The 13,773-nt window shown below is 65.5% G+C and carries 6 protein-coding genes; all 6 read left to right on the forward strand.

Going from position 1 to position 13,773, the window contains the following annotated elements:
* Positions 1-141 precede the first annotated feature (141 nt).
* The 6 genes from rpoB to G4D77_RS18800 all read left to right on the forward strand — a co-directional run bounded on the left by rpoB (position 142) and on the right by G4D77_RS18800 (position 13,753).
* Entirely contained in the window at positions 142-4,254 is a 4,113-nt protein-coding gene (gene rpoB, locus G4D77_RS18775; RefSeq protein WP_016450391.1) for a DNA-directed RNA polymerase subunit beta, read from the forward strand.
* 23 nt (positions 4,255-4,277) lie between these two features.
* Positions 4,278-8,507 (forward strand): DNA-directed RNA polymerase subunit beta', encoded by a 4,230-nt coding sequence (gene rpoC / locus G4D77_RS18780; protein ID WP_016450392.1) that lies wholly within the window; start codon positions 4,278-4,280, stop codon positions 8,505-8,507.
* 255 nt (positions 8,508-8,762) lie between these two features.
* Positions 8,763-9,392, forward strand: a complete 630-nt coding sequence (locus G4D77_RS18785; RefSeq protein ID WP_047326982.1) for a LemA family protein — start codon at positions 8,763-8,765, stop codon at positions 9,390-9,392.
* Positions 9,389-10,786: a 16S rRNA (cytosine(967)-C(5))-methyltransferase RsmB gene (gene rsmB / locus G4D77_RS18790; protein ID WP_047219498.1), complete on the forward strand. Its 1,398-nt coding sequence runs from the start codon at positions 9,389-9,391 to the stop codon at positions 10,784-10,786. The genes G4D77_RS18785 and rsmB overlap by 4 nt, the downstream gene beginning before the upstream one ends.
* Entirely contained in the window at positions 10,731-11,414 is a 684-nt protein-coding gene (locus G4D77_RS18795; RefSeq protein ID WP_016450395.1) for a DUF4390 domain-containing protein, read from the forward strand. Before rsmB ends, G4D77_RS18795 begins: the two co-directional genes overlap by 56 nt.
* A complete protein-coding gene (locus tag G4D77_RS18800) occupies positions 11,411-13,753 on the forward strand; it encodes a sensor histidine kinase (protein WP_016450396.1) in 2,343 nt (780 codons plus the stop codon). The genes G4D77_RS18795 and G4D77_RS18800 overlap by 4 nt, the downstream gene beginning before the upstream one ends.
* The last annotated feature ends 20 nt before the right edge of the window (positions 13,754-13,773 follow it).

A 13,773-nucleotide genomic window follows, 5' to 3' on the forward strand; every position in this document is an offset into this window, starting at 1 on the left:
AGAAGATGCCTTGGTTCGGGCGATGTGCAACGCATCGCCGTCAGCCATGGTTGGTAGTGGCCAACCGCCAAGCCCGCAGGGAGCTTTCCATGTGGGGCAGTCGTCGCAGACCCAGGACTCATGTCTTTGCCCGGAGATCTCATGGCCTATTCTTACACCGAACGCAAGCGAATCCGCAAAAGCTTCGGGAGCCGCGACAGCGTGCTCGAAGTGCCTTACCTGCTGCAGATGCAAAAAGATGCATATACCGCATTCTTGCAGGCAGATGTAGCCCCCAAAAAACGCACCATCGAAGGCCTGCAAGCGGCCTTCAACTCTGCCTTCCCCATCGTCTCCCACAACGGTTTTGTGGAGATGAAGTTCGTCGAGTACAACCTCGCCAAGCCTGCTTTCGATGTGCGCGAGTGCCAGACCCGTGGTCTGACCTTCGCCTCTGCCGTGCGCGCCAAGGTTCAGCTGATCATCTATGACCGTGAGTCTTCGACCTCGCAGTCCAAGGTGGTCAAGGAAGTCAAGGAGCAAGAGGTCTACATGGGCGAAGTGCCCCTGATGACCGACAAGGGCTCGTTCATCATCAACGGTACCGAGCGCGTCATCGTCTCGCAGCTGCACCGCTCGCCTGGCGTGTTCTTCGAACACGACAAGGGCAAGACCCACAGCTCGGGCAAGCTGCTGTTCTCGGCACGCATCATTCCTTACCGCGGCTCGTGGCTGGACTTCGAGTTCGACCCCAAGGACCTGCTGTTCTTCCGCGTCGACCGTCGTCGCAAGATGCCCGTGTCCATTCTGCTGAAGGCCATCGGCCTGACGCCGGAATCGATCCTGGCCAATTTCTTCGTCAACGACAACTTCCGCCTCATGGATTCGGGCGCGCAGATGGAGTTCGTCCCCGAGCGCCTGCGCGGCGAGGTCGCGCGCTTCGACATCACCGACAAGTCGGGCAAGGTCGTGGTCGCCAAGGACAAGCGCGTCACTGCTCGCCACACGCGTGAGCTGGAGCAGTCGGGCACCAAGTTCATCAGCGTCCCCGAAGATTTCCTGATCGGCCGCGTGGTCGCCAAGAACATCGTCGATCCGGACACTGGCGAGATCATCGCCAAGGCCAACGAAGAGCTGACCGAGTCCCTGCTCAAGAAGCTGCGCAGCGCCGGCATCCAGGATCTGCAGTGCATCTACACGAACGAGCTGGACCAGGGCGCCTACATTTCGCAGACCCTGCGCACCGACGAAACCGTCGATGAGTTCGCTGCGCGCGTGGCCATCTACCGCATGATGCGCCCCGGCGAGCCGCCGACCGAGGACGCCGTGCAGGCCCTGTTCCAGCGCCTGTTCTACAACCCCGACACCTACGATCTTTCGCGCGTGGGCCGGATGAAGTTCAACGCCAAGGTCGGCCGCGATGGCGCCACCGGCCCCATGGTGCTGTCCAACGAGGACATCCTGGCCGTGGTCAAGATCCTGGTGGATCTGCGCAACGGCAAGGGCGAGGTCGATGACATCGACCACCTGGGCAACCGCCGCGTGCGTTGCGTGGGCGAACTGGCCGAGAACCAGTACCGCACGGGCCTGGCACGTATCGAGAAGGCCGTGAAGGAGCGTCTGGGTCAGGCCGAGCAAGAGCCGCTGATGCCCCATGACCTGATCAACAGCAAGCCGATTTCGGCCGCCCTGAAGGAATTCTTCGGTGCGTCGCAGCTGTCGCAGTTCATGGACCAGACCAATCCTCTGGCCGAAATCACGCACAAGCGTCGCGTCTCGGCCCTGGGCCCGGGCGGTCTGACGCGCGAGCGCGCAGGCTTCGAAGTGCGCGACGTGCACGTGACCCACTACGGCCGCGTCTGCCCTATCGAAACGCCTGAAGGCCCGAACATCGGCCTGATCAATTCGCTGGCCCTGTACGCCCGCCTGAACGAGTACGGCTTCATCGAGACGCCTTACCGTCGCGTGGCCGACGGCAAGGTCACGATGGAGATCGATTACCTGTCGGCCATCGAGGAAGGCAAGTACATCATCGCCCAGGCCAATGCCGAGCTGGATGCCGAAGGCCGCCTGATCGGCGACCTGGTGTCGGCGCGCGAAAAGGGTGATTCGACCCTGGTGTCGGCCGAGCGCGTTCAGTACATGGACGTGTCGCCCGCACAGATCGTGTCGGTGGCTGCCTCGCTGATTCCGTTCCTGGAGCACGATGACGCGAACCGCGCATTGATGGGCGCCAACATGTCGCGTCAGGCCGTGCCTGTGCTGCGTCCCGAAAAGCCCATGGTGGGCACGGGCATCGAGCGCGTGGCGGCAGTGGACTCCGGCACCGTGGTGACGGCAACCCGCGGCGGTATCGTGGACTATGTCGATGCAACGCGCATCGTGGTCCGCGTGAACGATGCGGAAGCCGTGGCCGGCGAAGTCGGCGTGGACATCTACAACCTCATCAAGTACCAGCGTTCCAACCAGAACACCAACATCCACCAGCGTCCCATCGTCAAGCGTGGCGACAAGCTGGCCAAGGGTGACGTGGTGGCCGACGGCGCATCGACCGACCTGGGCGAAATCGCCATCGGTCAGAACATGCTGATCGCCTTCATGCCCTGGAACGGCTACAACTTCGAGGATTCGATCCTGATCAACGAGCGCGTGGTGGCCGAAGACCGCTACACCTCGATCCATATCGAAGAACTCGTGGTGATGGCCCGCGACACCAAGCTCGGTGCCGAGGAAATCACGCGCGACATCCCGAACCTGTCCGAGCAGCAGCTCAACCGCCTGGACGAGTCCGGCATCATCTACGTGGGTGCGGAAGTGCAGCCCGGCGATGTGCTGGTCGGCAAGGTCACGCCCAAGGGCGAGACCACGCTGACGCCTGAAGAGAAGCTGCTGCGCGCCATCTTCGGCGAGAAGGCTTCCGACGTGAAGGACACCTCGCTGCGCGTGGACCAGGGCTCGCAAGGCACCGTGATCGACGTGCAGGTCTTCACCCGTGAAGGCATCCAGCGCGACAAGCGTGCCCAGCAGATCATCGACGATGAACTCAAGCGCTACCGCCTGGACCTGAACGACCAGCTGCGCATCGTCGAGGCCGACGCCTTCGACCGTATCGAGAAGCTGCTCAATGGCCGCGTGGCCAACGGCGGCCCGCAAAAGCTGGCCAAGGGCGCCAAGATCGACAAGGCCTACCTGGACGGCGTGGAGAAGTTCCACTGGTTCGACATCCGTCCTGCAGAGGACGAGGTCGCCACCCAGCTTGAGTCCATCAAGAACTCGCTGGAGCAGACGCGCCACAGCTTCGACCTGGCTTTCGAAGAAAAGCGCAAGAAGCTCACCCAGGGCGACGAGCTGCCCGCTGGCGTGCTCAAGATGGTCAAGGTCTACCTGGCCGTCAAGCGCCGCCTGCAGCCCGGCGACAAGATGGCCGGCCGCCACGGCAACAAGGGCGTGGTCTCCAAGATCGTTCCGGTCGAGGACATGCCCTACATGGCCGACGGCTCCACTGCCGACATCGTGCTGAACCCGCTGGGCGTGCCTTCGCGCATGAACATCGGCCAGGTGCTGGAAGTACATCTGGGCTGGGCCGGCAAGGGTCTGGGCCAGCGCATCGGCGACATGCTGCAGCAGGAAGCCCGTGCCGCCGAAATCCGTGCCTTCATGGAAGAGATCTACAACTCGCGCGGCCGCAAGGAAGACCTGGCCCAGCTCGATGACAACGAGATCGTGTCCATGGCGCAGGCGCTGACCACGGGCGTGCCGTTTGCCACGCCGGTGTTCGACGGCGCTTCCGAGCAGGAAATCCAGGACATGCTGCATCTGGCATATCCGGAAGAGCTGAAGGAGCGCAAGGGCCTGACCGAAAGCCGCACGCAGGCCTACCTGTATGACGGCCGCACCGGTGACCGCTTCGAGCGTCCGACCACCATCGGCTACATGCACTACCTGAAGCTGCACCACTTGGTCGACGACAAGATGCACGCCCGCTCCACGGGTCCGTACTCTCTGGTGACGCAGCAGCCTCTGGGCGGCAAGGCCCAGTTCGGCGGCCAGCGTTTCGGGGAAATGGAAGTGTGGGCGCTGGAAGCCTACGGCGCCGCCTATGTGCTGCAGGAAATGCTGACCGTGAAGTCCGACGACGTGGTGGGCCGTACCAAGGTGTACGAATCCATCGTCAAGGGCGAGCACGCCATCGAGGCAGGCATGCCCGAGTCGTTCAACGTGCTGGTCAAGGAAATCCGCTCCCTGGGCCTCGACATCGAGCTTGAGCGTTCTTAAATATTGAAAAGGGAAAGAGTCTTATGAAATCTCTACTCGACCTGTTCAAGCAATTCACGCCCGATGAGCATTTCGATGCCATCAAGATCGGTCTGGCTTCTCCCGAGAAGATCCGTTCCTGGTCCTTCGGCGAGGTGAAGAAGCCCGAGACCATCAACTACCGCACGTTCAAGCCCGAGCGCGATGGTCTGTTCTGCGCCAAGATCTTTGGCCCCATCAAGGACTACGAGTGCCTGTGCGGCAAGTACAAGCGCCTCAAGCACCGCGGCGTGATCTGCGAGAAGTGCGGCGTCGAAGTGACCCAGACCAAGGTGCGCCGCGAGCGCATGGGCCACATCGACCTGGCTGCGCCCTGCGCCCACATCTGGTTCCTGAAGTCGCTGCCGTCGCGTCTGGGCCTGGTGCTCGACATGACGCTGCGCGACATCGAGCGCGTGCTGTACTTCGAAGCCTACGTGGTGACCGACCCCGGCATGACCCCGCTGAAGAAGTTCAGCATCATGACCGAGGACGACTACGAGGCCAAGCGCACCGAGTACGGTGACGAGTTCGAAGCCAAGATGGGCGCCGAAGGCATCAAGGACCTGCTCGAAGGCATCGACATCGACGTCGAGACCGAGCGCCTGCGCGGCGACCTGACCGGCTCCGAAGTCAAGGTCAAGAAGAACGCCAAGCGCCTGAAGCTGCTGGAAGCGTTCAAGAAGTCCGGCATCAAGCCGGGCTGGATGGTCATGGAAGTGCTGCCCGTGCTGCCCCCGGACCTGCGTCCGCTGGTGCCGCTGGACGGCGGCCGCTTCGCAACGTCCGACCTGAACGACCTGTACCGCCGCGTCATCAACCGCAACTCGCGTCTGCGCCGCCTGCTGGAGCTGAAGGCTCCGGAAATCATCGCGCGCAACGAAAAGCGCATGCTGCAGGAAGCAGTGGACTCGCTGCTGGACAACGGCCGCCGTGGCAAGGCCATGACGGGCGCCAACAAGCGTGCCCTGAAGTCGCTGGCCGACATGATCAAGGGCAAGAGCGGCCGTTTCCGCCAGAACTTGCTGGGCAAGCGCGTGGACTACTCGGGCCGTTCCGTGATCACGGTGGGTCCGTACCTCAAGCTGCACCAGTGCGGTCTGCCCAAGCTGATGGCGCTGGAACTGTTCAAGCCCTTCATCTTCGCGCAGCTCGAGCAGCGCGGCATCGCCACCACCATCAAGGCGGCGAAGAAGGAAGTGGAATCCGGCACGCCCGTGGTGTGGGACATCCTCGAAGAGGTCATCAAGGAGCACCCGGTCATGCTGAACCGTGCTCCCACGCTGCACCGCCTGGGCATCCAGGCCTTCGAGCCCATCCTGATCGAAGGCAAGGCCATCCAGCTGCACCCGCTCGTCTGCGCGGCCTTCAACGCCGACTTCGACGGTGACCAGATGGCCGTCCACGTTCCGCTGTCGGTGGAAGCACAGATGGAAGCCCGCACGCTGATGCTGGCCTCCAACAACGTGCTGTTCCCCGCATCGGGCGAGCCCTCCATCGTTCCTTCGCAGGACGTGGTGCTGGGTCTGTACCACGCGACGCGCGAGCGCATCAACGGCAAGGGCGAGGGCATGGTCTTCGCCGACATCGGCGAAGTGCAGCGCGCGCTGGACGCCGAGCAGGTCGAGCTGGCCGCCAAGATCAGCGTTCGCCTGACCGAGTGGACGAAGAACAAGGACTCCGGCGAGTTCGAGCCTTCGACCAGCCTGGTGGAAACCACCGTGGGCCGCGCCCTGATGTCCGAGATCCTTCCCAAGGGCCTGCCGTTCAGCCACATGAACAAGGCGCTCAAGAAGAAGGAGATCTCCAAGCTCATCAATGCCTCGTTCCGCAAGTGCGGTCTGAAGGCCACGGTGGTGTTTGCCGACAAGCTGCTGCAAAACGGCTTCCGCCTGTCCACGCACGCCGGCATCTCGATCGCCATCGGCGACATGCTGGTGCCGCCGCAAAAGGCCGAGATCATCGGCCGTGCCGAAGCCGAGGTGAAGGAGATCGAACAGCAGTACGTCTCCGGTCTCGTGACCGCTGGCGAGCGCTACAACAAGGTGGTGGACATCTGGGGCAAGGCCGGCGACGAAGTCTCCAAGGTCATGATGGCCCAGCTGGCCAAGGAAAAGGTCATCGACCGCCACGGCAACGAAGTCGAGCAGGAATCGTTCAACGCCATCTACATGATGGCCGACTCCGGTGCCCGCGGCTCGGCCGCGCAGATCCGCCAGCTGGCCGGCATGCGTGGCCTGATGGCCAAGCCTGACGGCTCCATCATCGAGACGCCCATTACGGCGAACTTCCGTGAAGGCCTGAACGTTCTGCAGTACTTCATCTCCACCCACGGCGCCCGAAAGGGTCTGGCCGACACGGCGTTGAAGACGGCCAACTCCGGCTACCTGACGCGTCGTCTGGTGGACGTGACGCAGGATCTGGTGGTCAACGAGGACGATTGCGGCACGAGCAATGGCGCACTGATGCGCGCCATCGTCGAAGGCGGTGAAGTCATCGAATCGCTGCGCGACCGCGTGCTGGGCCGTACCACGGCCGAGGACGTCGTGCATCCCGAGACGCTGGCCGTGCTGCTGCCCGCAGGCACGCTGCTCAACGAAGACGTGATCGACGAGCTGGAATCGCAAGGCGTGGACGAGATCAAGGTCCGCACCGCGCTGACCTGCGAGACCCGCTACGGCCTGTGCGCCAAGTGCTACGGCCGCGACCTGGGCCGCGGCGGCCTGATCAACCTCGGCGAAGCCGTGGGTGTGATCGCCGCCCAGTCCATCGGCGAGCCCGGCACGCAGCTGACCATGCGTACCTTCCACATCGGTGGTGCCGCTTCGCGCGCTGCCATCGCCTCGAGCGTGGAAGCCAAGTCCAACGGCTCCATCAGCTTCAACAGCACGATGCGCTACGTCAGCAACACCAAGGGTGAGTTGGTCGTGATTTCGCGTTCGGGCGAAATCGTCATCAGCGACAACGGCCGCGAGCGTGAGCGCCACAAGGTGCCTTACGGTGCCGTGCTGACCGTCAGGCCCGACCAGCAGGTCAAGGCCGGTCTGATCCTGGCCAACTGGGATCCGCTGACCCGACCCATCATTACCGAGTACGCCGGCCAGGTGCGCTTCGAGAATGTGGAAGAGGGCCTGACCGTGGCCAAGCAGGTCGACGAAGTGACCGGCCTGTCCACGCTGGTGGTGATCGATCCCAAGCGCCGTGGCTCTGCCAAGGTCGTGCGTCCCCAGGTCAAGCTGATCGATGCCAACAACCAGGAAGTCAAGATCCCCGGCACCGACCACTCGGTGACGATCGGCTTCCAGGTCGGCGCGCTGATCCAGGTGCGTGACGGCCAGGACGTGGGCCCCGGCGAAGTGCTGGCCCGTATCCCTGTCGAAGGCCAGAAGACCCGCGACATTACCGGCGGTCTGCCCCGCGTGGCCGAGCTGTTCGAAGCCCGCACGCCCAAGGACAAGGGCACGCTGGCCGAGATGACCGGCACCATTTCCTTCGGCAAGGAAACCAAGGGCAAGGTGCGCATGCAGATCACCGATCTGGATGGCAAGGTCTGGGAAGAACTCGTGCCCAAGGAAAAGAACATCCTGGTGCACGAAGGCCAGGTGGTCAACAAGGGTGAGTCCATCGTCGACGGCCCGGCCGATCCGCAGGACATCCTGCGCCTGCTGGGCATCGAGGAGCTGTCGCGCTACATCGTCGATGAAGTGCAGGACGTCTACCGCCTGCAGGGTGTGAAGATCAACGACAAGCACATCGAGGTGATCGTTCGCCAGATGCTGCGCCGCGTCGTGGTCGAGAACACCGGCGACTCGACCTACATCGCTGGCGAGCAGGTCGAGCGTTCGGAGATCCTCAATACCAACGAGGCGCTGCAGCGCGAAGGCAAGATCCCTGCCACGTACTCCAACGTGCTGCTGGGTATTACCAAGGCATCGCTGTCGACCGACTCTTTCATCTCTGCCGCGTCGTTCCAGGAAACGACCCGCGTGCTCACCGAGGCTGCCATCATGGGCAAGCGCGACGAGCTGCGTGGCTTGAAGGAAAACGTCATCGTGGGTCGCCTGATCCCCGCCGGTACGGGTCTGGCATACCACCAGGCGCGCAAGGCCAAGGACGCCATGGACGACGCAGAGCGCCGCGCCATCGCCGACGCCGAAGCGGCCGAACTGGCCGGTGTGATGGCTGACGACGACGCTGGCGTGGCTGCCGTCGCCGGTGACGCTTCCGCTGACTGATAGGCGGTGTCACCCCCTGAGCGGCTGTGCCGCTTCCCCCTCTCTCGCTACGCGGGAGGGGGACGACGCCCTCGCTGCGGGGGCGGCCCTTGCTCGGCGTCCCTCTTGTTGGGACATGCTGTCTCCTAGAGCAGTGCATGGCGCAAGTGCTTGATGATGTGACGCTCCCGGCCTGCCCTGCGCAGGCGGGAGCGTTTTTCTTTGGGAATAACCAGAGTTCGGCCGGACCAGCTTCCGGCCGGGCCATTGCAGACGATGTGGTCCTTGTCTCTTGAATGGATGCTGCTGGCACTGCTGGTGTTCTGGGCCGTCGGCGCATACAACCGGCTGGCCCGGCTGCGCAGCGGCTGCGTGCAGCAGTTCGGTACGCTCGATGCATACCTGGGCCAGTGGCATGCCATGCTGCAGGCCTTCGAGGCACAGCCCAAGGGCGAAGGCCAAAGCCCCGCCCTTGTGCATGCCCAGGCCGCGCTGCACCAGACCGCCGCGCAGTTGCAGGCGGCGCTGGTCGATGCCCGTGGCCGGCCGCTGCGCGAGAGCGCGCTGGCCTCGCTGGAGCATGCCTGCTCGGCGCTGGAGGTGGCCTGGCAGGCCATGACCAAGGTCGCCGTTGACACCGGCGCCGGCGCCGCTGGCACTGGCACTGCGCCATCAGATGCCCCGTCGCCGGACCCCGATCCGCTGCAGCCCTGGCAGCAGCGCTGGACCGAGCACCAGGTGCGCAACCGCCTGGGACTGCAGCAATTCAACGCCGCGGCCGAGCGCTACAACGCCGCCATCGCGCAATATCCGGCCAGGCTGCTGGCCTGGCTGCTGGGCTTTCGCCCGGTGCGCAGCCTGCTGGTCGAACCTGCGCCCAGCAAGGTGCAGGAAAGTGGAACATGAACCAACGCACGCATTCTTCCCCGCGCCGCGCTGCGGCGCCCTCGCAGGCGCATGCCGCACCGGCCGCACCTCCTCTTTGGCAGCAGCTCGACGCCGTCGCCCAATGCCTGCAGGCCGTGCTCGAAGGCCAGTCCAGCCGCAGCGTGCTGGCGCGTGTGCCGCAGCCGCTGCGTCCCGGCGTGCAGGCCCTGCTGTTCCAGGTGCTGCGCCAGCTGGGCCGTGCCCAGGCGCTGCAAAAGCAGCTGGCCTCGCGCAACCCGCCGCCGCGCGTCAGCGCATTGCTGAACACCGCCCTGGCCCTGGCCTGGGATGAATCTCGCGCGCCATACCCGCCGTTCACCCTGGTCAACCAGGCCGTGGAAGCGGCCAAGCAGGGGCCGACCCGCGCGCAGTCCGGCTTTGTCAACGCCTGCCTGCGCCGCTTTCTGCGCGAGCGCGATGCCCTGGTCGCCGCCACCGAAGCCCAGCCGCAGGCGGTCTGGAACCATCCCGCCTGGTGGATTGCCCGCCTGCGCAAGGACCATCCCGATCACTGGCAGGCCATCCTGCAGGCCAACAACGAGCAGCCTCCGATGACGCTGCGCGTCAATCGCCAAAGGGCAGACCGCGCGCAGTACCAGGCGGCGCTGCAGGCCATGGACGTGCCATCGCTTGCCGTGGCCGACAGCGGCCTGCAACTGCAGCAGGCCTTGCCCGTGCAATCCCTGCCGGGCTTCGACCAGGGCCTGGCCTCCGTGCAGGATGCGGCGGCGCAACTGGCCGCACCGCTGCTGCTGCAAGGGCTGGAGCAGCCCGCCGGCCGAGCGTTGCGGGTACTTGATGCCTGCGCCGCCCCCGGTGGCAAGACGGCCCACCTGCTGGAATACGCAGCGCCGCAGACCCTGCAGGTCACGGCGCTGGAGATAGACGCCGAGCGCGCCGCGCGCATCGAGGACACGCTGGGAAGGCTGCAGTTGCAGGCGCAAGTGGTCGTGGCCGATGCGTCCCAGCCTGCGCAGTGGTTCGAGGCGCAATGCGGCGGCCAACTGTTCGACGCCATCTTGCTGGACGCGCCCTGCACGGCCTCGGGCATCGTGCGGCGCCAGCCCGACGTGCGCTGGCTGCGCCGCGAAAGCGATGTGCACCAGCTGGCCCAGATCCAGTCCCGGCTGCTCGACACCCTGTGGCCCCTGCTGCAGCCTGGCGGGCGCCTGCTGTACTGCACCTGCTCGGTCTTCAGGCAAGAGGGCGAGGCACAGGTTCAAGCGTTTGTTGCACGCAACAGTGAGGCGCGAACACTGCCGGCGCCGGGGCATTTAATCCCGGGCAAGGACTACAAAGCCGGCATGCTGGCTGACAATGCTTTGGGTGACCACGACGGCTTCTTCTACGCCTTGCTGCAAAAGACGCGCTGACCCCCGTCCCCGGACCAGGTCGCCAGCTTGGCTGCGCCTGCTGGCGCGGCTGGCCGGGGCACTTGTGCTGGCCGCCGTGCTGGCCGGCCTGGGCCTGCAGGCCAGGGCCGATGCGCTGACCGCCGAGATCGGATCCATGCAGCTCGAGCGCTCCGACGATGGTCTGCTGCTGTCCGCCAATCTCCAGTTCGAGTTGCCCTACCAGATCGACGACGCGCTGCGCCAGGGCATTCCCATGTACTTCGTGGCCGAGGCCCAGGTCCAGCGTGAGCGCTGGTACTGGTCCGATCAGCAACTGGCCACCGCCAGCCGCCACTACCGCCTCAGCCACCAGCCGCTGACACGCCGCTGGCGCCTGCACATCTCCAATACCCCCTTCTCCAGCGCCGGGCTGGGGCTGGCCCTGGGCCAGACCTTCGAGACCCTGGAAGATGCGCTGTCCTCCATGCGGCGCATCTCGCGCTGGAAAATCATGGACACGGCACCCACGCAGTCGGGTGTCTCGGTGCAGCTGCGCTTTCGCATCGACCTGTCCCAGCTGCCCAGGCCGCTGCAGATCGGCGCGCTGGGCCGCTCTGGCTGGAACCTGCAGCTGTCGCGCGCCCAGATGCTGGAAGACGCGCCATGAACCGGGACACCGACGCCGACGAACGCATGGCCCTGCCGGCCTCGGCCGGCCTGTCGCGCGGCACGCGCTGGGCCGTGGGCGTGGGCGCCGGTCTCATGGGGCTGGTCGGCGTGCTGCTGCTGTTCCTGCTGACCCTGGCCACCAACAACCGGCTGGACTACGAGCGCAACTACAACTGGCTGTTCGCCGCCAACGTGGTCGTGGCCGGCCTGCTGCTGGCCATCCTGGTCTGGGGCGGCATCCGCCTGGCCATACGCCTGCAGCGGGGGCGCTTCGGCAGCCGCCTGCTGCTCAAGCTGGCCGGCATCTTCACGCTGGTGGGACTGGTGCCGGGCCTGCTGATCTACATCGTCTCCTACCAGTTCGTCTCGCGCTCCATCGAGAGCTGGTTCGACGTGCAGGTCGAGGGTGCGCTGTCGGCAGGCGTGAGCCTGGCCAGTTCCACGCTGGAGACCGTGGCCAACGACATGGCCAACAACACGCGCACCGCAGGCGCCCAGCTGTCCCAGGTCTCCGATGCGGGCGCCGCGCTGATCCTGGAGCGCGTGCGCGACCAGTTGGGGGCCACCGATGTCGTGCTGTGGAGCGCCTCCGAAATCGCCGTCGTGGGTCCGGCGCCGGTGCCGCGCAGTGGCGAGCTGGCTGGCTTGCGCGCGGTTGCCAGCGCAGGCCAGTCGCGCTTCAACCTGCAGCCCGAACGCCCCAGCGCGCAAATGCTGCGCTCGCTGCGCGAGCAGCGCGCCGTGGCCAGCATCGAAGGACTGGACGACGACGGCACGGCCCAGCCGGGTGCCACAGCGCCGAATGCCCAGGTCCGCACGCTGGCCGTGGTTCCCAACCCCAGCGTGGGACTGCTGACCGAGCCGCGTTATTTGCAGGCCACCATTGCGCTGCCGCAGGCGCTGGTGACCAACGCCCTTGCCGTGCAGGCCGCCAACCGCGAATACCAGGAACGCGCGCTGGCACGCGGCGGCCTGCAGCGCATGTACATAGGCACGCTCACGCTCAGCCTGTTCCTGGCGGTCTTCGGCGCCGTGGTACTGGCCATCGTGCTGGGCAACCAGCTGGCCAGGCCGCTGCTGCTGCTGGCCCAGGGCATGCGCGACGTGGCGCGCGGCGATCTGCGGCCCAAGCCGGCGCTGCAGACGCGCGACGAGATCGGCGGGCTCACGCGCTCCTTCGCGCTCATGACCCAGCAACTGGCCGACGCCCGCGCCGAGGCCAACCGCAGCATGGGCCAGCTCGATGCCGCACGCGGCAACCTGCAGACCATCCTCGACAACCTCACATCGGGCGTCATCGTGCTGGACGCGCGGGGCGCCATCGTCCTGAGCAATCCCGGGGCCACGCGCATACTGCGCGCGCCCATGGCCGTCCATGAAGGACGGGCGCTGTCCCAGGTGCCGGGGCTGGAGCAGTTCGGCGAAGTCGTGCAGGAGCAGTTCGCGCTCTTCCTGGGCGAGCAGGGGCGCGATCGCTGGCAACTGGTGCATGAGCTGCATGCCTCCACCGATGGCGGCGTCATCCAGCACACCACCACCCTGGTCATGCGCGGTGCGGAACTGCCCGATGCGCAGCGGCTGCTGGTCTTCGACGACATCTCCGAGATCGTCTCGGCCCAGCGCGCCCAGGCCTGGGGCGAGGTGGCGCGCCGCGTGGCCCATGAGATCAAGAACCCGCTCACGCCCATCCAGCTGTCGGCCGAGCGCATGGCCATGCGGCTGACCGACAAGCTGCAGCCGGCTGACCAGGCGCTGCTGGCCAAGTCCGTCAAGACCATCGTCGATCAGGTCGGCGCCATGAAGCGCCTGGTCGATGAATTCCGCGACTACGCGCGCCTGCCTGCCGCCAATCTGCAGTCGCTGGACCTCAACGCGCTGGTGACCGACGTGCTGCAGCTGTACGGTGAAGAGAACGCCGAAGTGCGCGTGGAGTGTGTGCTGGACCCGCAATGCCCGCCGATTTCAGGCGATGGCCAGCAGCTGCGCCAGGTCATTCACAATCTTTTGCAGAATGCCCAGGACGCCACGGCCCAGCGTGCGCAGGAAAGCGGCCAGCCCCCCGGCCCCGTGACCATAGAGACGCGCTGGAACGAGTCCACGCGCCGCGTGCGCCTGAGCATCAGCGACAGCGGCACGGGCTTCGCGGCCAACATCCTTCAACGGGCCTTCGAGCCCTATGTCACGACCAAGGCGCGGGGCACCGGACTGGGCCTGGCCGTGGTCAAGAAAATCGCAGACGAGCATGGCGCCCGCATCGACCTGGGCAACAGGGACGACGGCGGGGTGATTCAAGGTGCGCAAGTGTCGCTATCATTTGCGCCTGAGCGTACAGGATAGGCCTGACGCCCCCCGCGCCT

This window comes from Delftia sp. WY8, assembly GCF_018437695.1.
Classification (GTDB): domain Bacteria; phylum Pseudomonadota; class Gammaproteobacteria; order Burkholderiales; family Burkholderiaceae_C; genus Comamonas; species Comamonas tsuruhatensis.